We start from the raw sequence: 22,452 nt of genomic DNA, 5'->3' as shown, positions 1-22,452 counted from the left end.
ATTGGTCGCGGCCACCCCACGGAGATTTCGACATGACGTCCAAACCAGAAAAAATTCGCTGGGGCATTCTCGGGCCCGGCAACATCGCCAAGGCCTTTGCCGGCGGCGTCGCCCATTCGCGCACCGGCACATTGGTCGCCTTAGGGGCGCGCAATCCCGGCAAGGCCGGGCTCACTGAGGCTTTCCCCGGCGCCCGCATCCTCGATGGCTACGAGGCTTTGGTTGGCGATCCGGATGTCGACGCGATTTATATTTCAACGCCGCATCCGAGCCATGCCGAATGGGCGATCAAGGCAGCCGAGGCCGGAAAACATGTGCTTTGCGAAAAGCCGCTTGGCCTGACCGCATTCGAGGCCGACGCCATGATCCATGCCGCGCGCAAGGCCGGCACCTTTCTCGGCGAAGCCTTCATGTACCGGCTGCATCCGCAGACGGCCAGGCTGGTCGAGCTGATCAGGGCCGGCGCGATCGGCGACATCAAGATGATCAAATCCAGTTTCGGCTTCGCCATGCCGGGCTTCATGCCGGAGCACCGGCTTTACGCCAAGGATCTCGCCGGCGGCGGCATTCTCGATGTTGGCGGCTATCCCGTCTCGATGGCGCGGCTGATTGCCGGCGCCGGGGCGGGAAAGCCCTTCGCCGAGCCGGACAAAGTGGTCGGCGCTGCGCATCTCGGCCAATCCGGCGTCGACGAATGGGCGTCGGCGCTGTTGCATTTTCCGGGCGGCATCGTCGCGGAAGTCTCCTGCAGCATTTCGCTCGCGCAGGACAACGTCTTGCGTATTCTCGGCAGCAAGGGCCGTATCGAGGTGGCGGATTTCTGGTATGCCGGCGGCCAGCAAGGCGGCACCGGCGAAATCCGCATCATCCGTCGGGGTGACACCGAGGTGGTCGAGGTCAAGGAGGACGGCTGGCTTTACGCATTCGAGGTCGACGCCGCCGGCGAGGCCATTCTCGGCGGGAAGCAGGAGTTCGCCTGGCCGGGCATGAGCTTGGCCGACAGTCTCGGCAATCTGCGCGTGCTCGATAAATGGCGGGCCGCCATCGGGCTCGAATACGACATCGAAAAACCGGCAAAGCGCGTCCACACGATCTCCGGGCGGAAGCTGCGCTCCGGCGGGACCGCCATCCCCAAGCGCGGCATTCCGGGCCTGCCGCGGCCGGCCTCATGCCTGGCGCTCGGCTTCGAGGATTTCCGCACCTTTTCGTCGGGCGCCATCCTGCTCGACGCCTATTTTGAGGCCGGCGGCAATCTGTTCGACACCGCCTTCGTCTACGGTTCCGGCTATACCGAGACGCTGCTCGGCCAGTGGCTGAAGAACCGCGGCGTGCGCGAGCAATCGGTGGTCATCGGCAAGGGTGCGCACTCGCCGCTCTGCTATCCCGACGTCATCGGCAAGCAGCTCACCCAGTCGCTCGAGCGGCTGCAGACCGACCATATCGACGTCTATTTCATGCATCGCGACAATCCGGACGTGCCGGTCGACGAGTTCGTCGATGCGATGGATCGCGAGGTCAAGGCCGGCCGCATTCGCGGTCCGTTCGGCGGCTCGAACTGGACGATGGAACGCATGGACAAGGCGATTGCCTATGCCGAGCGCACCGGCAAGCAGAAGCCCGGCGCGCTTTCCAACAATTTCTCGCTGGCCGAGATGCTGGAGCCGATCTGGGCAGGCTGCGTCACGTCCTCCAGTGACGCATGGAAGGCCTGGCTCACCGCCCGGCAAATGCCGAACTTCGCCTGGTCGAGCCAGGGCCGCGGCTTCTTCACCGACCGCGCCGGCCGCGACCGGCGCGACAATGAGGAACTGGTCCGGGTCTGGTACTCGGAGAGGAACTTCGGCCGCCGCGACCGCGCCATCGAGCTCGCCAAACGGCTGGGCAAAAGCCCGATCCACGTCGCGCTCGCCTATGTCCTGGCGCAGCCCTTTCCGTCCGTCCCGCTGATCGGGCCGCGCACGCTCGACGAGTTGGAAGACAGCCTCCAGGCGCTCGACATCTCACTTTCGCCGGACGATCTTACGTGGCTTGATAGCGGTTCGGATCAGGCCCGCGCGCGCGCCTGACAGCGGGGTCTTGCGCTGCGCCCTTAATTTCCGGACTGTTTGCGCTGCCCCTCACCTACCCTCTCCCTCCTCTTCGGGAGAGAGGATAAGGTTAAAGGGCAGCGCCGGAGTCGCAGGAGATAGGGAAGACAGATGCTCGACATATCACCGTCGAAACAGGCGGCCACCTGGCTCGGTTCCTTTGCGCGAGCGCTCGAGGCGGGCGACGTCGCGGCCGCAATCAACCTGTTCGTCGAGGACTGTTACTGGCGCGACCTGCTGACCTTCACCTGGAACATCAAGACCATGGAAGGCCGCGCTGCGATCCGCGACATGCTGGAAGCCACGCTGGCAATGACAAGGCCTGCTCGGTGGCAGCTCAGCAGCGAAGCGACTTCGGACGAAGGCATTATCGAAGCCTGGTTTTCTTTCGAGACGTCATCAGCGTGGGGCCAAGGCATCATGCGCCTCAGGGACGGCAAATGCCGGACACTGTTTACGGCGATGTGCGATCTCAAGGGGTTTGAGGAGCGCAAGGGCCCGGCGCGGCCTCTGGGCGTCCGCCACAAGGCCGATCCGGAGCGCGAGACCTGGCTGGAGGCGAGGGCGCGCGAGACGCGTGAACTCGGCGCCGGCCAGCAGCCTTATTGCCTGGTCATCGGCGGCGGCCAGGGCGGCATCATGCTGGGCGCACGGCTCCGGCAACTCGGCGTGCCGGCCATCATCATCGAGAAGAATGCGCAGGCCGGCGATTCCTGGCGCAGTCGCTATCGCTCGCTCGTGCTGCACGACCCGGTCTGGTACGACCATCTGCCCTACATCCCGTTTCCCGAGAACTGGCCGGTGTTCACGCCCAAGGACAAGATGGGCGACTGGCTGGAAATGTACACGCGCGTCATGGAGCTCAACTACTGGACCTCCACAAGATGCATCAGCGCGTCCTACGACGAGGCCGAAAAGGTCTGGACGGTCGAGGTCGACCGCGCCGGCCAGCGCATCACGCTAAAGCCGAAGCACATCGTCTTTGCGACCGGTGCTTATGGCCCGCCCAGGCAGATCGACCTGCCGGGCGCCGAGGCCTTCCACGGCGAGATCCTGCACTCCAGCCAATATTTCAGCGGCGAGAAATTCCGCGGCAAAAAGGTCGCCGTCATCGGCGCCGCAAGTTCCGGCCATGACGTCAGCGTTGATCTGTGGGAGAGCGGCGCCGAGGTGACGATGGTCCAGCGCTCGCCGACGACGGTGGTCAAGTCGGACACGCTGATGGAGATCGGTTTCGAAATCTTTTCGGAAAAGGCGCTGGCCCGCGGCATTACCACTGAGAAGGCCGACATGATCGTCGCCTCGACGCCGTTCGCGCTGCTGCCACAGGGCCAGCGCGCGCTCTACGACATCATCAACACGCGCGACGCGGCCTTCTACGACCGCTTGCGCGGCGCCGGCTTCGCCATCGATTTCGGCGACGACGAGACCGGGCTTTTGATGAAGGCCTACCGCACCGGCTCGGGCTTCTACATCGACGTCGGCGCCTGCGATCTGATCATCGACGGCGAGATCGGCATCCGCAGCGGCGTCGGGATCAAGTCGCTGACGCCGACAGGCATCCTCTTCGACGACGGCACCGAACTGGCGGCCGACGCGATCATCGCCTGCACCGGCTATCTCTCGATGAACGAAACGGTGGCGGCGATCGTCTCCCGTGAAGTCGCCGACAAGGTCGGGCCGTGCTGGGGGATTGGCTCGGGCGTGAAGGGCGACCCGGGTCCATGGCAAGGCGAATTGCGCAACATGTGGAAGCCGACCGCGCAGGAAGCGCTGTGGTTCCACGGCGGCAATCTGGCGCTGTCGCGCTTTTATTCGAAGTTCGTGGCGCTGCAGATCAAGGCGAGGATGGAAGGCATTGCGACGCCGGTTTATGGGACGCCGCGGTGAAGCTGTGATCTCCCCCCCTTGAGCGGGAGATCACCCACGCCCGAAATGCCGGGCGGCAACCTCGACATGCGTGTCGTGCGCATGCGCTTCGAAGCGCTCGGTTTCGCCGAGATCGTCCAGCGCCTCGTTCGGCCACCACGTGCCGCCGACCACGATGCCGTCCGAGACCAGCCTTTGCTCGGCGACCAGCGAGGCGCCGACCGAATCGACAAAGGTGAAGCGCCCCGGACGCAGCCGCAGCACCGCGATGTCGCCGACCGCACCAACCGCAAGCCTGCCCAAATCGGGCCTGGCGATCGCTTCGGCCGGCCGCTGTGTCGCGGCGCGCAGTACCTCGACCAGCGGCATGCCGAGGACCAGCAGCTTCGACATGCACACCAGAATGTCGAAGGCCGGCCCGTCGACGCAATAGAGATGCACGTCGCTGCTGATCACGTCCGGCGCCAGCCCCTCGCTCAGCATCGCCTTGGCCACCTCGAAATCGAACGAGCCCATGCCGTGGCCGATATCGAAGATGACGCCGCGCTCGCGCGCCAGCCGCATGTCCGGCCGCACCGCGCCCGAAGCGAAGACCGGTGCGTTGGGAAACGGCCGGAAGCAGTGGGTGAGGATATCGCCTTTGCGCAGCCGCGGCAGCACTTCCGAGCGGCCCGGCGGCGGCTCGTCTATATGCGCCATCAGCGGCAGGCCGGCCTTGTCGGCGGCTTCCAGCCCGAGATCGACCGGCGCGATGCCGCTGCTGCCGCCGGCATGGCGACCGGAGCGGACCTTGACGCCGACTACCACGTCTGCGTGCTCACGCGCCGCCGCCACCGTTTCGCGCGGTTCGCAGAGCCTGAGGTCGCTGCATTCGCCGACCGCGACGGTCTGCGAGAAGCCGAAAATGCCGGCAAAGGAGATGTTGACGTAAGCCAGGATACGGACCTTCGAGCGCTCGATGACGTGGCGGCGAAAGCCGAGGAAATTGCCGGCGCCGGCGCTTCCGGCATCGACGAAGGTGGTGGTGCCGCTCTTTGCGGCGAGCCGGTCGGCATCGACGCCGAGCGACGTGCCGCCCCAATAGACATGGCTGTGCAGGTCGATCAGGCCGGGCGCGACGATCGAGCCCGTGGCGTCGATGACGCGGGCTGCACGTTCGAAGGGGATTTCGGCGTCGATGGCGGCGATACGGCCGTCGCCAATCGCCAGATCGCGTTGTGCGTCGAGGCCCGACGCCGGATCGATGAGGCGGCCGCCTTTTATCAGGAGATCGAATTGCATTGCGCCTGTCTCCGTTTTTCCGTCAGGCCGGCCTGTAGGCGACGGCTTCGACCTCGATCTTGATGTCGATCATAAGCCGTGACTCCACCGTCGTGCGTGCCGGCGGATCTTTCGGGAAATGCCGGGCATAGACGGTATTGAAGATGCCGAAATCGCGCGCGTCCTCGAGCCAGACCGTCGTCTTGACCACGTCGTCGAGCGTGCAGCCGGCCAGCGCCAGTGCCGCCTTGACGTTCGACAGCACCTGTTCGGTCTGCTCGGCGATGCCGCCCTTGACCACCAGCCCGTCGCTGCCGACCGGCACCTGGCCTGAGATATAGACGAAATCGCCGGCCCTGACCGCCGGCGACAACGGCACATGGGATTTTCCGAAACACTGCTTGGGCAAGGAGGCCTCCTGTCTAGGTCCTTTGGGTGAACGCGCGATGCTGCGAGAGATTGGGGGCGGCTGCACGCCATCGATCCACATTTTGAAAGCCTATATCGCTTTGCTGCGGTAACGCCAGAACGATCACCACCCTTGGCGATCCTTCGCGCCAGCGTCTGGACCCGCGACACCAGCCGGCTCAGCGGTCGATCCGCGTCGACAGGATGATCGACGACGACGTCCGCTCGACCCCGTCCATGGCGCCGATCTGGTCGAGGAGCGTGTCGAGATCCCTGATCGACGGCGCTTCAACGACAACGATCATGTCGAAATTGCCGCTGACCGAGTGCAGCGTTCGAACCTGTGCCAGCGCCTGCAAGCTGCGCACCACCTTGTCGGCGAGCTTGGGGGTGACGGTAAGCAGGACATGCGCCCTGACCAGCCCCTGTTCGTAGTCGGGCGAAAGCCTGACACCGTAGCCGGTGATGATGCCGCGCTGTTCCAGCCGCTCGATCCGGCTCTGCACCGTGGTCCGCGACACGCCCAGCCGTCGCGCCAGTTCAGCAGTGGAGGCGCGTGCATTGATGCGCAGCAGGGAAAGCAGGGCCTGGTCGGCATCGCTGAGCATTTCGACGAACCTTGCCGGCACATTGCGCAAAGAGAGACTGCGTTTCGTACAGTCTCACGCTTCCTTTCGACAGGCAAGCTGCGATTCTAGCGATCAATCCAACGTTGGTGCGAGGGACCAGTCATGAAGGAAATCATCGTCGTCGGCGCCGGCAAGATCGGCTCGACCATTGCCGAGATGCTGGCTTCCACGGGCAACTACCATGTCACGCTCGTCGACCGCTCGGCGGCGCAGCTCGGCGCGGCCGAACTGCCTGAAACGATCGAGACGCTGGAACTCGACATCGAAGCCGCCGGCACCCTCGAAGCGGCCTTGGCCGGCAAATTCGCGGTGCTCAGCGCCGCGCCCTTCCATCTGACCACGCGCATCGCAGAGGCGGCGGCCAGTGCCGGCGTGCACTATCTCGATCTGACCGAGGATGTCGTCAGCACCAGGCGGGTCAAGGAACTGGCGCGCTCCGGCAACTGCGCCTTCATTCCGCAATGCGGCCTGGCGCCCGGCTTCATCTCGATCGTTGCCAACGACCTCGCCAGCCGCTTCGACACGCTGGAGAGCGTGCGCATGCGGGTTGGCGCGCTGCCGCAGTACCCGTCGAACGCGCTGAACTACAATCTGACCTGGAGCACCGACGGCGTCATCAACGAATATTGCGAGCCTTGCGAGGCGATCGTCGAAGGCGAGCTGATCGAGGTGCCGCCGCTCGAGGAGCGCGAGGAGTTCTCGCTCGACGGCGTCACCTATGAGGCGTTCAACACCTCGGGCGGGCTGGGCACGCTGGCCGAAACGCTGAAAGGCAGGGTGCGCACGCTGAATTACCGCACCATCCGTTATCCCGGCCATGCCGCGATCATGAAGGCGCTGCTCAACGACCTCGGCCTGCGCCACCGCCGCGACGTGCTGAAGGACATTTTCGAAAGCGCCCTGCCGGCAACGCTGCAGGACGTGGTTATCGTCTTCGTCACCGTCAGCGGCCGCAAGAACGGCCGTCTGCTGCAGGAGACCTATGCCAACAAGATCTACGCCAGGCGCGACGGCGAAAAGGTGCGCAGCGCCATCCAGATCACCACTGCATCGGCGATCTGCGCCGTGCTCGACATGCTCGCCGACGGCACCTTGCCGGCAAGAGGTTTCATCAAGCAGGAGGACATCGCGCTCGACGCTTTTCTGGCCAACCGCTTCGGCCACGCCTACGCGCAGCACGAGATGGTTAGCCGGCTTGCGGGGTGAGCTGCGTAATCTCCCCCCTCGAGGGGGAGACGTCGCCGAAGGCGACAGAGGGGGTCGCCTCGCGAAGAGCGCCAACCTCCATCTGTCGCAAGGGCGGTCGCATCCAGTCGAACCGACCCCCTCTGGCCTGCCGGCCATCTCCCCCTCAAGGGGGGAGAGCGCGAGCCCTCAAACATGCACCGCCCGCCCTAGCGCCTTCAGCGCCGCTTCCTGAAAACCCTCGCCCTGTGTCGGATGGGCATGGATCGTCCCGGCGATATCCTCCAGCGTCGCGCCCATCTCCAGCGCCAGCCCAAACGCAGTGGACAGCTCCGACACGCCTTGGCCGACGGCCTGGATGCCGAGCACCAGATGGTTGTCCGCCCGCGCCAGTACCCGAACGAATCCGTTCTCGCCCAACTTCGTCATCGCCCGGCCATTGGCGGTGAAGGGAAACAGTCCGACCTTGATCTCGCCACGCGTCTTTGCCTCTTCCGGCGACAAGCCCGCGGTGACCAGCTCCGGGTCGGTGAAGCAGACAGCCGGGATCGCTCGTCTGTCCCAGCTGCGCCTGTGGCCGGCGACGATGTCGGCGACCATTTCGCCTTGCGCCATCGCCCGGTGCGCCAGCATCGGCTCGCCGGTGACGTCGCCAATGGCAAAGATACCGCGCATCGAGCTGCGGCACTGGTCGTCGATGCGGATGAAGGGTCCAGCCATGTCGAGGTCGATCTGCTCCAACCCCCAGCCTTCGGTCACCGGCTTGCGACCGACCGTGACCAGGACCTTGTCGGCAGCGATCTTGCCGTTCTTGCCGCCATTCGTCTCGACCAGCAGCGCGTCGCGCTTGGTGGACAGCCCCTTGGCCTTGGCGTTCACGAGCACCTCGATGCCGAGTTCGGCCAGCCGCTTAACCACCGGCCGGGTCAGTTCCGCATCGTATTGTGCCAGCACGCGCGGCAACGCCTCGACCACGGTCACCTTGGCCCCCAGCTTGGCAAAGGCGATGCCGAGTTCCAGCCCGATATAGCCGCCGCCGACCACCGCCAGCCTCTCCGGAACTTCGCTCAGCGCCAGCGCCTCGGTCGACGAAATGACCGGTCCGCCGAACGGCAGCGATAGCAACTCGACCGGCGCCGAGCCGGTCGCAATCACCACCGTTTCGGCGCGGATCACCTGCATGCCGATCTCGGTGTCGACGGCAACGGTCTTGCCGTCGCGAAATGTCGCCCAGCCATGCACCGTCTTCACGCCAGCTTTCTTCAGCAGACCGGCAACACCGTTGTTCAGCCGGCTAACGATCCCGTCTTTCCAGGCCATGGTGGCGGCGAGATCAAGCGATGGTGCGGCGATCGCAATGCCGAGCGGGCTTTTTCCACCCGCCATGTGCGAGAGCTTCTGGAACTCTTCGGCCGCATGAATCAGCGCCTTGGACGGAATGCAGCCGACATTGAGACAGGTGCCGCCCGGTCTGCCGAACTCGACGATAACCGTATCTATGCCGAGCTGCCCGGCACGGATAGCGCAGACATAGCCGCCCGGACCGGCGCCGATGACCAGCAACTTGCAGGAGATTTCCTTCATGGCGATAGGCTCTTGTTGGCGAAGAAAGGCCCCCTCATCCGGCCGCTTCGCGGCCACCTTCTCCCCGCTGGGGAGAAGAGGCTAGCGCCGGCGCTGGCGACCTCCTCTCCCCTCGGGGAGAGGGTAGCGAAGCGGAGGCCGGGTGAGGGGGCCGTTGCGACCGTTCTCATTACCTCAGTCCACAAAAATCAACGCGGGCGTCTCTAGCAGCGTCTTGATGCGCTGGATAAACACCGCAGCGTCCCAGCCGTCGACGACGCGATGGTCGAAGCTGGAGGACAGGTTCATCATCTTGCGCGGGATGAACTGGCTGCCGTCCCATACCGGCCGCACCATCATCTTGTTGACGCCGACGATCGCCACTTCCGGATGATTGATCACCGGCGTCGTCGCCACGCCACCCATGGCGCCGAGCGAAGTGATGGTGATGGTCGAGCCCGAAAGCTCGTCGCGTGTCGCCGTGCCCGACCTGGCCGCCTCGGCGAGCCTGTTAACCTCGGCGGCGCAGTCCCAGACGTCGCGCGCCTCGGCGTGCTTGACCACCGGCACCATCAGCCCCGCAGGCGTCTGCGCCGCGATGCCGATATGGACGCCGCCATGCTGGTGGACGATGCCGGCTTCGTCGTCGAACAGCGCATTGAGGTTCGGCTGGTCGGCAATGGCCTTGACCATCGCCCGCATCAGGAACGGCAGCAGCGTCAGCTTCGGCCTGTCCGCGCCCGGCCGCTTCTCCTTGTTGAGCGCGGCGCGCAAATCCTCGAGTGCGGTGACGTCGATCTCCTCGACATAGGTGATGTGCGGGATGCGCGACTTGGCCAGCGTCATCTTCTCGGCGATCTTTCGCCTGAGCCCGACTATCTTGATGTCCTCGACCGTCTCGTTGCGGGCAAGGCCAGGGGCCTTCGCGAGCTGCGGTCCGCGTGCCAGGAACGCGTCGATGTCCTCATGCCGGATGCGGCCGGCCGGGCCGCTCCCCGGGACCTGCCGAAGGTCGATGCCGGCCTCTTTCGCCCTGAGGCGGACGGCCGGCGAGGCCAGTGGTTTTTCGCCTTCCGGACGCGGCGCACCGGCGACCTTGGACCTGGCGCCGTCATCCTCGGGCTTGTCCCGAGGATCTACCGACCTCTCGGAACTGATCGCGTCATATCCGTGTGGGACGGCAGATCCTCGGGACAAGCCCGAGGATGACGGCGCCAAATTGGGTAATGACGGCTCCAAGCCCGAGGACGGGCGAGCCCGCGCATCGTCAGGGGTACCCTCCGCCGTAACGTCTGCAAGCGTCGCGCCAACCTTGACGTTCCCCTCGCCGGCCACTTTCAACCTGACGATTGGCGCGCCGATCGCCACAGTGTCGCCGATCTCGGCGCCAAGCCAGAGGATCTCGCCATCGACGGGCGAAGGGATCTCGACCGTCGCCTTGTCGGTCATGACCGCGGCAAGCACGGCGTCCTCGCGCACGAGATCGCCGACCTTGACCTGCCATTCGACCAACTCGGCCTCGGCGACGCCTTCGCCGACATCGGGCAGCTTGATGACATATTCGCCCATCGTCTTCCCCCTCAGGCTTCCATCGTTTCGACGAGCGCGCGGCCTAGCCGGGCGGGACCGGGAAAATAGTCCCACTCCTGCGCATGCGGATAGGGCGTGTCCCAGCCGGTGACCCGCGCCACCGGCGCTTCCAGATGGTAGAAGCAGTTCTCCTGAACCAGCGCCGAAAGTTCGGCGCCGAAGCCGGATGTCAGCGTCGCCTCATGCACGACCACGCAGCGCCCGGTCTTGTTGACCGAGGCGACGATCGTCTCGAGATCCAGCGGCAGCAGTGTCCTCAGATCGATGATCTCGGCATCGATGCCGGTCTCCTCGGCTGCTGCTTGGGCGACATAGACCATCGTGCCGTAGGCAAGCACGGTAACTGCCGCACCAGGCCGCCGGATCACCGCCTTGCCGAGCGGCACCGTGTAGTGGCCATCGGCGACTTCGCCGAGCTGATGTTTCGACCATGGCGTCACCGGCCGCTCGTGATGACCGTCGAAGGGGCCGTTATACAGCCGCTTCGGCTCCAGGAAGATCACCGGGTCGGGATCCTCGATCGCTGCGATCAGCAGGCCCTTGGCGTCGTGCGGATTGGACGGAACCACGACTTTCAGGCCGGAGACATGGGTGAACAGCGCCTCCGGGCTCTGGCTGTGGGTCTGGCCTCCAAAGATGCCGCCGCCGGTCGGCATTCTCACGACGATCGGGCAGGTGAAATCGCCGTTCGACCGGTAGCGCAGCCGCGCCGCTTCCGAGACGATCTGGTCATAGGCCGGATAAACATAGTCGGCAAACTGCACCTCGACACAAGGCTTCAGCCCGTAGGCCGCCATGCCGATGGCCGCGCCGACAATCCCGGATTCGCTGATCGGCGCATCGAAGCAGCGGCTCTTGCCGTATTTCGCCTGCAGGCCTTGCGTGCAGCGGAAGACGCCGCCGAAGAAGCCGACATCCTCGCCGAACACGATGACGCGTTCGTCGCGCGCCATCGACACGTCCATGGCGTCGCGGATCGCCTCGATCATGGTCCGCCGCGGCATGGTCAGACCCCGGCCTGTTGGCGCTGGCGCCTGAGATGCGGCGGCATCTCGGCATAGACGCCCTCGAACATATCGCGCGCCGAAGGCTTGCCGCCGGCATGCAGCGTGCCGTGGCGCTCGGCCTCCCGCTGCGCTGAAATCACCGTGTCGAGGATTTCCGCCTCGGCCTGGGCGTGGCGTTCGTCAGACCAGACGCCGCGCTGGATGAGGTGGTTCTTCAGCCTGACGATCGGGTCGCCGAGCGGCCAGGCGTCGGACTCGGCCTTCGGCCTGTAGGCCGACGGGTCGTCGGAGCTCGAATGCGCGCCGACGCGGTAGGTGACGTATTCGACCAGTGTCGGCCCGAGATTGCTGCGCGCGCGCTCGGCCGCCCATTTGGCCACCGCATGAACGGCGAGATAGTCGTTGCCGTCGACCCGCAGCGACGGGATGCCGAAGCCGAGGCCGCGTGCAGCAAAAGTGCCGGAGCCGCCGCGGGCGATGCCTTGAAAAGTCGAGATCGCCCACTGGTTGTTGACGACGTTGAGCACGACCGGCGCCTTGTAGGTCGAGGCGAACACCAGCGCCGAATGGAAATCGGATTCGGCGGTCGAGCCGTCGCCGATCCAGGCGGCGGCGATCTTTGAATCGTTGCTGATTGCCGAGGCCATGGCCCAGCCGACTGCCTGGATGTACTGCGTCGCCAGATTGCCGGAGATCGAGAAGAAGCCGTGCTCCTTCGACGAATACATGATCGGCAATTGCCGCCCTTTCAGCGGATCGGCCTCGTTCGAATAGATCTGGTTCATCATCGTGACCATCGGGTAGCCGTCGGCGATGAGCAGGCCGGCCTGCCGATAGGTCGGAAAATTCATGTCGCCCCGCGACAGCGCCTTGCGAAAGGCGCAGCTCACTGCCTCTTCGCCGAGATGCTGCATGTAGAAAGAGGTCTTGCCCTGGCGCTGCGCCATCTGCATGCGCGCATCGAAGCTGCGCAGCGTCATCATATGGCGCAGCCCCTCCAGCAACTCGTCGTCCGAAAGCAGCCCTGCCCACGGCCCGACCGCCTCGCCAGCGCGGTTGAGCACGCGGATGATCGAGAAGGCCAGATCGCGGATGTCGCGCGGGTCGACGTCGATCTTCGGGCGCGGCACCGAGCCAGCTTTTGGAATGCTCACGTTGGAGAAATCCGGCGTCCCGCCCGGCCGCACTTCCGGTTCCGGAACATGGAAGCGCAACATTCCGGCATCGGCCATGATCTCGGTCCTCCACTGTTGCCCGGCCACGATATTTGCACACCGCCGGACCAGTGCCAATTCGTCGGACGCGGCTTCGGGCCAACGACCGCGCCGGCCAGCGCTCGTCAAGATGAAGATATGTCCGCGAAATTTCTTGTCGATCTTCCGCCGCCATGCGCAATTTGGCGAATGGTCCGGCCCGATCTGACACATGAGAAGGGATTCCTGCTGGCAAGATCCCTCTGTCGAGTTCCTTCGCGCCCTATAGGACGGAGGGGGGCGCTGTCCTATAGGCGTCTCGATACAATCCCGCCAATCCCTCCGTTCACCCCGCGCGCGCGTCATGCTAATCAGTGCCCATGGCACAGAAGAAAGCATACGAAGTCGATGCATGGCTCGCGAAGCCGGATCCGCGCGTCTCGATCGTGCTGCTTTACGGTCCCGATCGCGGGCTGGTTGCCGAGCGGGCAAAGGACTTTGCCGGCAAGACCGGCCTGCCGCTTGACGATCCGTTCTCAGTGGTCAGGCTGGACGGATCGGAAGTCGATCGCGACGAGGGCCGCCTGCTCGACGAGGCCCGCACCGTGCCGATGTTTTCGGAGCGGCGCCTGCTATGGGTGCGCAATGCCGGCGCCCAGAAGGCGCTTGCCGACGACGTCAAGGCGCTAACGTCGGAGCCCGCGCGGGACGCCATCATCCTTATCGAGGCCGGCGACCTGAAGAAGGGCGTCGGCCTGCGCGCCGTGGTGGAGGCGGCGGATAATGCCATGGCATTGCCTTGCTATGCCGATGAAGCCAGGGATATCGACACGGTCATCGACGACGAACTGCGCAAGGCCGGCATGTCGATGACGCTGGAGGCCCGGCAGGCGCTGCGCCGCAATCTCGGCGGCGACCGGCTGGCCTCGCGCGGCGAGATCGAAAAGCTTGTGCTTTATGCGCATGGCCAGGTCGAAATCGGCCTTGACGACGTCAAGGCGACGTCTGGCGACGTCTCAGGCCTCTCGTTCGATGCGGCGGTCGACGCTCTGCTCGAAGGCAGGATCGCCGACTTCGACACCGCCTTTACCCGCCATTGCCAGTCCGGCGGCCAGCCCTTCCTGGTGCTTTCATCGGCGATGCGGCAGCTGCAGACGATCCAGGCCATGCGCGGCCAGATGGACGCCGGCGGCCGCAATGCTGCTTCGGTCGTTGCCGCGGCGCGCCCGCCGGTTTTTTTCTCCCGGCGCAAGCTGGTGGAGAAAGCCCTCGAACGCTGGAGCAGCGAAGCGCTCGGCCGCGCACTCAACCGCCTGCAGACGGCGGTCCTGCAGACACGCCGGCGGCCGGATCTGTCGATCGCGCTGGCACGCCAGGCCCTGCTCGGCATTGCCGTGGAGAGCGCAAGGCTGGCGCAGCGAGCCTGATCTCCCTCTTCGAGGGGGAGACGTCGCCGAAGGCGACAGAGGGGTCGGCGAGCGTAAAGCGCCAGCGCCTTCCGCGACGACAGACGACGTGAGCGCTTGATGTGAGACGACCCCTGTGGCCTGCCGGCCATCTCCCCCTCAAGGGGGGTGATTGACGGCTTCAGCGATTTCGCCAACCTCAACGAGAAAAAGGCCGACGCAATGGCTGGCCTTTATTGACTCGCTTAATCTACTTCATTTGCCGGCAAATATCGCGATCCTTTAGCAGCCTACCTACTCCCGCTTCAGCCTTCGGCAAAGCTCGTCAAGCTGCTCCAGCGTCCGGTAAGCTACGCTGATCACGCCGCCGCGCTGGTTGTGCTCGATCGTGACGATCATGCCAATCGTATTGGTCATCAATTTTTCCAGCGCCAGCGTGTCGGCATCCTTTTGCGGCGGCGCTGCGGGCTGGCGCTTTGCCGCCGGCGCGCCGACCGGCATTTGCGCCAGCGCCTCGGCCTGACGCACCGAAAGCCCTTCGTCGATGATCCGCTTGGCAAGCCCGGCCGGGTCGTCGGCCGTCACCAGGGTACGGGCGTGGCCGGCCGAGAGCGCGCCGTCGACCAGCATGTCGCGGATGACGTCGGGCAGCTTGAGCAGTCTCAACGTGTTGGCGACATGGCTGCGGCTCTTGCCGATCACCTGGCCGAGATCGGCCTGGGTATAGCCGTGGTCGTCGATCAGCTGCTGGTAGCCCAACGCTTCCTCTACCGGGTTGAGGTCGGTGCGCTGGACGTTTTCGATGATCGCCAACTCGAGTGCCGTGCGGTCGTTGACGTCGCGTACGATGATCGGGATTTCGGTCAGCCCGGCGCGTTGCGCCGCGCGCCAACGACGCTCGCCGGCGATGATCTCGTAGCGGCCCGTTTGGGTTTTCGACGGTCGGGCCACCACCGGCTGCACCACGCCATGTTCGCGGATCGACTGGGCGAGGTCGGTCAGGTCGGCGTCGCCAAAATGCCGGCGCGGGTTCTTCGGGTTGGGGCTGAGGAACTCGATCGGCACCTTGCCGTCGGCCGCCAACCCGGGCTTTTCCGGAGCCGCCGGGCGGTCGATTTCGCCGATCAGCGCCGCCAGCCCCCGTCCCAGTCTTTTTCTCGAAGGGTCTTCGTTCATCGTCCGTCCAGATCGTTTCGGTGTCGAATCGGCTTATCGTTCAGGCGGCCCGCAATTTGCGCTCGCGGCGGATCACTTCCGAGGCAAGCTGCAGATAGGCCTGGCTGCCCGAGCATTTGAGGTCGTAGAGAATCGCCGGCTTGCCATAGGACGGCGCCTCGGAAACGCGGACATTGCGCGGAATGACGGTCTCATAGACCTTGTCGCCCATATGCGCCCGGACATCCTGCACCACCTGGTTGGCGAGATTGTTGCGCCCGTCAAACATGGTTAGCACGATGCCCTGGATCATCAGGTCGGGGTTGATCGAACGGCGCACCTGCTCGACCGTCTCCAATAGCTGGCTCAGGCCCTCCAGCGCGAAAAACTCGCACTGCAGCGGCACCAGCACCGAATCTGCCGCCGCCATCGAATTCAGTGTCAGCAGGTTGAGCGAGGGCGGGCAATCGATCAGCACATAGCCGAAATTGGCCGAGCGCGCGGCCGAAGCCCGCAGCGCGTTGCGCAGCCGCAGCACCCGATCCGGCGCAGAGGCGATTTCCATCTCGATGCCGAGCAGGTCGAGCGTCGACGGCACGATTGACAGGCCAGGCACCGCCGTCGGGATTGCCGCCGCTTCGAGGTCCAGTTCGCCGGTCAGCACATCATAGGAGGAGACGGTGCGGTCGCGCCGGTCGATGCCGAGCCCGGTGCTGGCGTTGCCCTGCGGGTCCAGGTCGACGATCAGCACCTGTTCGCCTATGGCCGCCAGTGCGGTGGCCAGGTTGATGGCCGTCGTCGTCTTGCCGACGCCGCCCTTCTGGTTGGCGACGGTGATGATTCGGGGGCCGTTCTTCATCATGGGTCTATGCCAGAAATTCATTTGGGCCAGAAATTCATTGGGGGTCGCCGGTCACAAGCCAGGGTGCGGCCGCAAGTCGGATACTTCGAGAATGACGCCCTGCGCGTCGGTTGCACTGGCATGTTCTACCAGATCGAAAGACCATCGTTGAGCGCTTTCTGCCACTTCGGCGCGGTAATCCCGGCCTTTGTGAAACAGGCCATGCGACCCCTTGGTCAGCCACGGCGCCGCCAGGTCGAGCAAGCCGGGCAGCGAGGCGAGTGCCCTAGCTGTGACGATTTGCGGTGCAGGAACAAGAGGATAGCTATCGTCGATGCGGCGCGTGATGACCGTGGCGGGCAGGCTGAACTGTCCGACGACCGTTTGCAGGAACGATGCTTTTTTCCGGTTGCTTTCAACAAGGTCGATGCTGGCGCCGTCCCGCTCGGCGAGTAAAAAGGCCAGCACGAGGCCGGGAAACCCGCCGCCGGAGCCGAGATCGACCCATCGCTTCGCCTCCGGTTTGATTCGCGCCAGTTGCGCGCTGTCGAGGATGTGGCGGCGCCAGACATCGTCCTGCGTCGATTGCGCGGCGAGATTGATCCGGCGGTTCCATTTCTGGAAGACGGCCTCGAACTCGACCAGGCGATCGAATGTTTCACGTGAAACCGGGCCCGCTGCCGCCTGCAGGTTTGCCCAGGACGCAGCGCTCACGCGACCTGCTTTCGCGCAGCCGCCTCGGCATTGCGCACATGCGCGACGATAATTGCCAGCGCCGCCGGCGTCATGCCTTCCATACGCTGCGCGTCGGCAATGGAGCGCGGCTGGCGTGCCAGCATCTTCTGCTTCAATTCATTGGACAGGCCGGGAACAGAGGCAAAGTCGAGCGCTTCGGGAATCAGCCTGCTCTCCTCATGCCTGATCTGCGAGACGTCAGCCTGCTGGCGGTCGAGATAGACAGAATATTTCGCTTCCGTTTCAAGACGTTCGGCCGTTTTGCTGTCGATCGCCGCGAAAGCCGGCTCGATCCGCGCTAGCCAGGCGATGTCGACGCCGGGATAGGCCAGCAACTCATAGGCCGAGCGGCGGACGCCGTCCCGGTTGATTTCGAGCCCATGGCGCGCCGCCTCATTCGGGGTCAGGGTGGTGCCGAGGGCGAGCTGTCGCGCCTTCTCAAGGTTTTGCACCACATTGTTGAACCGCTGCATCCGCCCCGGCGAGGCGATCCCCAGTCTCATCGCGAGCGGCGTCAGCCGCTCATCGGCGTTGTCGGCTCGCAACGACAGCCGGAACTCGGCCCGCGAGGTGAACATGCGGTAGGGTTCGGCGATGCCGCGGCTGGTCAAATCGTCGACCATCACCCCGATATAGGCTTCGGTGCGGCTGAGCACGATTTCATCGCTCGCCGAGGCCTTCCGCGCCGCATTGAGGCCGGCGAGCAGTCCTTGCGCGCCGGCCTCTTCGTAGCCGGTGGTGCCGTTGATCTGGCCGGCGAGGAAAAGCCCGCCGATCCGCTTTGTCTCCAGCGTTGGCTTGAGCTCGCGCGGGTCGACATGGTCATATTCGATGGCATAGCCCGGCTGCAGCATGGTTGCCCGCTCCAGCCCTGGAATGGTCTTTAGAATATCTAGTTGCACATCTTCCGGCAGCGAGGTCGAGATGCCGTTCGGGTAGACCGTGTCGTCGTCCAGCCCTTCCGGCTCCAGAAAGATCTGGTGGCCGTCACGATCGCCGAATTTGACGATCTTGTCTTCGATCGACGGGCAATAACGCGGCCCGACGCCTTCGATTGACCCCGAATACATGGCCGAGCGGCCGAGATTGGCGCGAATCAGCTCATGCGTGGCATTGGTCGTTCGGGTAATGCCGCAATGGATCTGCGGGTTTTCGATGCGCTCGGTGAGCAGCGAGAACGGCACGGGGTCTTCGTCCGCCGCCTGGCTCTCCAGCGACGCCCAATCGATCGTCCTGCCGTCCAGCCGCGGCGGCGTGCCGGTCTTCAGCCGCCCGAGCTTGAAGCCGGCGCGGCTCATCGTCGCCGACAGGCCGACGCTCGCCTGCTCGTTCATGCGGCCGGCGACGATCTTGTTCTCGCCGATATGGATCAGCCCGCGCAAGAAAGTGCCGGTCGTCAGCACCACGGCGCCGCAGGCGAGCCGGCGTCCGTCCGCCAGCTGCACCGCCGCGATGCGTCTGTCGTCGATTTCCCCGTCGTTGATTTCCCCGCCGTTGATTTCGAAGTCCAGCACCTCGCCTTCGATGACCTCGAGGCCGGCCTGCTGGCGGATTGCCGCCTGCATGGCAAGACGATAGAGCTTTCTGTCGGCTTGCGTTCGCGGACCACGCACCGCCGGCCCTTTGCGGCGGTTGAGCAGCCGGAACTGGATGCCGGCCGCATCGGCAACGCGCCCCATCAGCCCGTCCATGGCGTCGATCTCGCGAACCAGATGGCCCTTGCCGAGGCCGCCGATCGCCGGGTTGCAAGACATCACGCCGATCGTGTCGAAGCGCAGCGTCACCAGCGCCGTTCTGGCGCCAGCCCGCGCGGCGGCGCTTGCAGCCTCGCACCCAGCATGGCCGCCGCCCACCACAACCACATCGTAGCGACTGGTCATTTGTATATTCCGATTCAAATCTGCCGACACATGTGCCCACAGCCACATGCTGTCAAGAACACTGCTCGTTTCACGTGAAACAATGTAGCGGTATCGGCGCCTGGTGTTTCACGTGAGTCACGGCGTTGGTCCCTTCGGTGGCGCAGAACGTCGGCGGGACGGCGAAGGAGCGCCGTCGCTCGCCTTCCGCCACCGTTGCTTGCAATGTTTCACGTGAGTCATTTGCCGATACAGAACTGCGAAAAGATAACGTCCAGCATATCCTCGACATCGACCGCCCCCACGATTCGTCCAAGCCGATCCGCTGCCAGGCGCAGTTCCTCGGCCCGTAGCTCCTGCCCGCGATGACCACTGGCCACTGCTGCGACCAGGAAGCGTTTCGTCTCGTTGAGCAACTCGACGTGCCGCTGCCGCGACGGTAGGATATCGCCGGCCTTGCCGATCTGCGCTGCGGCACGACGCCCGATCTCGTCCAGCAATTCGGCCAGACCCGTGCCGTCCCGCGTCGAGATGGCGAAATCATAGTGCGCCGTGGGCGAGGGTGACTTGCCTCCCAACAGGTCAATTTTTGTTCCGACCCTCAGCGCCGGAATGCCGCTCGGCACCACACCGATCGCGACTGGCTCCGCCAAATCCTCCAGCAGCAACAGCAGATCAGCGCTGTGCGCCTTGGTCCTGGCCTTCTCTATGCCAATCGCCTCGATCTTGCCGGGCGCCTCGCGCAGACCGGCGGTGTCGGTTACCCTGACCCGCAGCCCTTCCAGGTCCAGCACCACTTCTAGCAGGTCGCGGGTCGTGCCGGGCTCGTCGGTGACGATGGCCGCTTCGCGCCGCGCCAAAGCGTTGAACAGGCTGGACTTGCCGGCATTCGGCGCGCCAAGGATGACGACTTCGAACCCGTCGCGGATGATTTCGGCGGCACGAAAGCCGGCGACATGGCGCTCGATTTCGTCGATCATGGCCTGAACATCGGACCAGACCGTATCGGCGACCGAACCCGGCACGTCGTCCTCGTCGGCAAAATCGATCTCGGCCTCGATCATCGCCCGAGCGTGGATCAGCCGTCGGCGCCAGCCCAGATAGAGTTCGCTCTGCACGCCCTGAGCGTTGTGAACGGCAAAGCGCCGCTGCGCTTCGGTCTCGGCGTTGATGAGATCGGCCAGCGCCTCGGTCTCGACCAGATCGAGCTTGCCGTTGAGAAAGGCGCGGCGGGTGAATTCGCCAGGCTCGGCATGCCTGACGCCATCGAAGCCGGCGATCGTTTCCAGCATCCTCGCCACGACGGCGCGTCCGCCATGCACGTGGAACTCGGCGACGTCCTCGCCGGTGAAACTGTCGGGCCCGGCAAAGAAGACGACCAGGCCGCTGTCCAGCACCGATCCGTCGCGCGCCCGGAGCTTGCGATAGCTGGCCACGCGGTTCGGCACGGTCGATCCGAAAATCGTTTCGACAACGAATCGACTCTGCGGGCCGGAAATCCGGATCACCGCAATGCCGGCCGGGAGGCGCCCGCTCGACAGCGCTACGATGGAGTCTTTCAAAATCATTTGCCCGCTCTGCCGAAGCGCCCTAGCTATGCCTGTTCAATCCGCCATCGAGTAGCGCCGTGACCTTGCCTGCACAAAACCTGCTTGCCGAAGAGGCCAGCCCCTATCTGCAGCAGCACAGCGGCAATCCGGTGCACTGGCGGCCGTGGTCGCCCGCCGCTCTGGCCGAAGCAAAGGCGCTCGAGCGTCCGATCCTGCTCTCTGTCGGCTACGCTGCGTGCCATTGGTGCCACGTCATGGCGCATGAGAGCTTCGAGAACGACGACGTCGCCGCCGTCATGAACCGTCTCTTCGTCAATATCAAGGTCGACCGCGAGGAGCGCCCCGACATCGACCAGATCTATATGGCGGCATTGTCCTCGATGGGCGAGCAAGGCGGCTGGCCGCTGACCATGTTCCTGACCCCGGATGGCAAGCCGTTCTGGGGCGGCACTTACTTTCCGCGCGAAGCCCGCTACGGCCGGCCGGGCTTCGTCCAGGTGCTGGAGGCGGTCGACAAGGCTTGGCGGGAGAAGAAAGAAAGCGTTAACCAAAGTGCCGACGGCTTAACCACGCATGTCGAGACGCGGCTGGCGGGCAGCCATGCCAAGGCCGTGCTCGACCGCGGCATGCTGGCAAAGTTCGCCAACGGCATTGACGGCATGATCGACCGCGAGCTGGGCGGCCTCCGCGGCGCGCCGAAATTCCCCAACGCGCCGTTCATGCAGAGCCTCTGGCTGTCCTGGCTGCGCGACGGCACCGCATCCCACCGCGACGCCGTTGTCCTCAGCCTCGAAAAGATGCTGGCCGGCGGCATCTACGACCATATTGGCGGCGGCCTAAGCCGCTACTCGACCGACGCCGGATGGCTGGTGCCGCATTTCGAAAAAATGCTCTACGACAATGCCCAGCTCGTCCGGCTATGCAACTGGGCCTATGCGGCGACCGGCGAGGAATTATTCCGGCTGCGAATCGAAGAGACCATTGCATGGCTGTTGCGCGAAATGCGGGTCGAGGGTGGTGCCTTTGCCGCCAGCCTCGATGCCGATAGCGAGGGCGAGGAGGGGTTATTCTACACCTGGAGCAGGGATGAAATCGAGACCGCCCTTGGCTACGAATCAGCCTTGTTTTTCAAATACTTCACACTTGCCGATCCGCATGGCTGGGAAGGCAAGCCGATCATCCACCAAACCGAAGCCCAGCAAATACAAAGCGTCGTCGATCATGACCTCCTGGTTCCGCTCAAGCAAAGGCTGCTGGCAGCGAGGGAACAGCGCGTTCGGCCCGGGCGTGACGGCAAGGCCCTGAGCGACTGGAACGGCTTGATGATCGCAGCGCTTGCCGAGGCCGGACGGTCGCTTGGCCGATCCGACTGGATCGAAGCGGCGGCAGCGGCCTTTGCCGCAATTGCGGCTGCCTCACGTGACGGCCGCCTGCCGCATTCGATGCTCGGCGCAAAGAAGCTGTTTCCGGCTCTGTCGAGCGACTATGCCGCCATGGCCAACGCCGCCATCTCGCTGTTCGAGGCGACAGGCAGTCCGGATTACATCGCCCATGCCAGGAAATTCATCGGGCAACTCGATCTCTGGCACCGGGACAGCGACAAGACCGGCTACTATCTGACCGCATCGGACAGCGCGGATGTGCCGATCCGCATCCGCGGCGATGTCGACGAAGCCATTCCTTCCGCTACCGGCCAGATCATAGAAGCCCTGGTCCGATTGTCGTCGCTTTCGGGCGATCTCGATCTCTGGGAAAAAGCCTGGACGGTCGCCGAGCATGCAGCCGGGCGGGCTGAGCACCAGGGCTATGGCCAGGCGGGTACAGTCAATGCCTGTACCTTGGCGTTCGAGCCGTTGAAGTTGGTGATCGTGGAGAGATCTGAGAATCCAAGGCTTGTTCCGGTTGCGAATCGAAATCCGGACCCGCGCCGGGTGGACATCGTCGTGCCTGTCGGCTCGGCGACAAACCTGCCGACGCTGCCAGGCGGCGTCCTGCCACCAACCGAAAAGCCCGGCGCCTGGCTCTGCACCAGGCAGGTCTGCCTGCCAGTGATAACGGAAGCTGAGGAGCTGGAACGGATGCTGCGGCGGTGATGCACCTGGCGCTCCGTCCCTT

General features: G+C 64.6%; 17 protein-coding genes. 5 read left to right on the top strand and 12 right to left on the bottom strand.

Going from position 1 to position 22,452, the window contains the following annotated elements; genetic code table 11:
- Window positions 1-32: 32 nt before the first annotated feature.
- Both NKH50_RS05130 and NKH50_RS05125 read left to right on the top strand, forming a co-directional pair.
- The gene (locus tag NKH50_RS05130; protein WP_352877109.1) at window positions 33-2,066 is read left to right on the top strand and encodes an aldo/keto reductase; all 2,034 of its coding nucleotides are present in this window, start codon (window positions 33-35) and stop codon (window positions 2,064-2,066) included.
- Window positions 2,067-2,198: 132 nt separating this feature from the next.
- Window positions 2,199-3,977, top strand: a complete 1,779-nt coding sequence (locus tag NKH50_RS05125) for an NAD(P)-binding domain-containing protein (protein ID WP_352877106.1) — start codon at window positions 2,199-2,201, stop codon at window positions 3,975-3,977.
- Between the two features lie 30 nt (window positions 3,978-4,007).
- Here NKH50_RS05125 and NKH50_RS05120 read toward each other — a convergent pair whose 3' ends face one another.
- From NKH50_RS05120 to NKH50_RS05110, 3 genes are all read right to left on the bottom strand, one after another.
- Complete coding sequence (locus tag NKH50_RS05120) at window positions 4,008-5,237, bottom strand: amidohydrolase/deacetylase family metallohydrolase (protein WP_352877103.1); 1,230 nt, start codon at window positions 5,235-5,237, stop codon at window positions 4,008-4,010.
- 22 nt (window positions 5,238-5,259) lie between these two features.
- Window positions 5,260-5,625 carry a RidA family protein gene (locus tag NKH50_RS05115; protein WP_352877100.1) on the bottom strand — a complete coding sequence of 122 codons (366 nt, stop codon included), beginning with the start codon at window positions 5,623-5,625 and terminating at the stop codon, window positions 5,260-5,262.
- Between the two features lie 178 nt (window positions 5,626-5,803).
- On the bottom strand, window positions 5,804-6,232 hold the full coding sequence (locus NKH50_RS05110) for an Lrp/AsnC family transcriptional regulator (RefSeq protein ID WP_352701191.1): 429 nt from the start codon (window positions 6,230-6,232) through the stop codon (window positions 5,804-5,806).
- A gap of 123 nt (window positions 6,233-6,355) precedes the next feature.
- On the opposite strand from NKH50_RS05110, the gene NKH50_RS05105 reads away from it, so the two are divergent.
- Window positions 6,356-7,459: a saccharopine dehydrogenase family protein gene (locus tag NKH50_RS05105; protein ID WP_352877097.1), complete on the top strand. Its 1,104-nt coding sequence runs from the start codon at window positions 6,356-6,358 to the stop codon at window positions 7,457-7,459.
- Between the two features lie 168 nt (window positions 7,460-7,627).
- Here the strand turns inward: NKH50_RS05105 and lpdA are convergent, their stop codons facing one another.
- From lpdA to NKH50_RS05085, 4 genes are all read right to left on the bottom strand, one after another.
- Window positions 7,628-9,022: a dihydrolipoyl dehydrogenase gene (gene lpdA, locus NKH50_RS05100; protein WP_352877094.1), complete on the bottom strand. Its 1,395-nt coding sequence runs from the start codon at window positions 9,020-9,022 to the stop codon at window positions 7,628-7,630.
- A gap of 174 nt (window positions 9,023-9,196) precedes the next feature.
- Window positions 9,197-10,570 carry a dihydrolipoamide acetyltransferase family protein gene (locus tag NKH50_RS05095; protein WP_352877091.1) on the bottom strand — a complete coding sequence of 458 codons (1,374 nt, stop codon included), beginning with the start codon at window positions 10,568-10,570 and terminating at the stop codon, window positions 9,197-9,199.
- A gap of 11 nt (window positions 10,571-10,581) precedes the next feature.
- On the bottom strand, window positions 10,582-11,595 hold the full coding sequence (locus NKH50_RS05090; protein WP_352701186.1) for an alpha-ketoacid dehydrogenase subunit beta: 1,014 nt from the start codon (window positions 11,593-11,595) through the stop codon (window positions 10,582-10,584).
- Between the two features lie 2 nt (window positions 11,596-11,597).
- Window positions 11,598-12,830, bottom strand: a complete 1,233-nt coding sequence (locus tag NKH50_RS05085) for a 3-methyl-2-oxobutanoate dehydrogenase (2-methylpropanoyl-transferring) subunit alpha (RefSeq protein WP_254817940.1) — start codon at window positions 12,828-12,830, stop codon at window positions 11,598-11,600.
- A 341-nt stretch (window positions 12,831-13,171) separates the two neighbouring features.
- Here NKH50_RS05085 and holA point away from each other — a divergent pair, with 341 nt between their 5' ends.
- On the top strand, window positions 13,172-14,218 hold the full coding sequence (holA, locus tag NKH50_RS05080; RefSeq protein WP_352877087.1) for a DNA polymerase III subunit delta: 1,047 nt from the start codon (window positions 13,172-13,174) through the stop codon (window positions 14,216-14,218).
- A 273-nt stretch (window positions 14,219-14,491) separates the two neighbouring features.
- Here the strand turns inward: holA and NKH50_RS05075 are convergent, their stop codons facing one another.
- The 5 genes from NKH50_RS05075 to mnmE all read right to left on the bottom strand — a co-directional run bounded on the left by NKH50_RS05075 (window position 14,492) and on the right by mnmE (window position 20,355).
- Window positions 14,492-15,373, bottom strand: coding sequence for a ParB/RepB/Spo0J family partition protein (locus tag NKH50_RS05075; protein WP_352877084.1), 882 nt, complete (start codon window positions 15,371-15,373; stop codon window positions 14,492-14,494).
- Between the two features lie 40 nt (window positions 15,374-15,413).
- Window positions 15,414-16,214, bottom strand: coding sequence for a ParA family protein (locus NKH50_RS05070; protein ID WP_352877081.1), 801 nt, complete (start codon window positions 16,212-16,214; stop codon window positions 15,414-15,416).
- Window positions 16,215-16,265: 51 nt separating this feature from the next.
- Window positions 16,266-16,907, bottom strand: a complete 642-nt coding sequence (gene rsmG / locus NKH50_RS05065; RefSeq protein WP_352877079.1) for a 16S rRNA (guanine(527)-N(7))-methyltransferase RsmG — start codon at window positions 16,905-16,907, stop codon at window positions 16,266-16,268.
- The gene (mnmG, locus tag NKH50_RS05060) at window positions 16,904-18,808 is read right to left on the bottom strand and encodes a tRNA uridine-5-carboxymethylaminomethyl(34) synthesis enzyme MnmG (protein ID WP_352877076.1); all 1,905 of its coding nucleotides are present in this window, start codon (window positions 18,806-18,808) and stop codon (window positions 16,904-16,906) included. The genes rsmG and mnmG overlap by 4 nt, the downstream gene beginning before the upstream one ends.
- Before the next feature lie 218 nt (window positions 18,809-19,026).
- Complete coding sequence (gene mnmE / locus NKH50_RS05055) at window positions 19,027-20,355, bottom strand: tRNA uridine-5-carboxymethylaminomethyl(34) synthesis GTPase MnmE (protein ID WP_352877074.1); 1,329 nt, start codon at window positions 20,353-20,355, stop codon at window positions 19,027-19,029.
- A gap of 59 nt (window positions 20,356-20,414) precedes the next feature.
- Between mnmE and NKH50_RS05050 the strand changes: the two genes are divergently transcribed.
- Entirely contained in the window at window positions 20,415-22,430 is a 2,016-nt protein-coding gene (locus tag NKH50_RS05050; RefSeq protein ID WP_352877071.1) for a thioredoxin domain-containing protein, read from the top strand.
- Window positions 22,431-22,452: the final 22 nt, after the last annotated feature.

Source organism: Mesorhizobium sp. M1027 (genome assembly GCF_040318745.1).
Taxonomy (GTDB): Bacteria; Pseudomonadota; Alphaproteobacteria; order Rhizobiales; family Rhizobiaceae; genus Mesorhizobium.
Note: the sequence above shows the minus strand (reverse complement) of the source record. Positions and strands in the feature narration are given on the sequence as shown.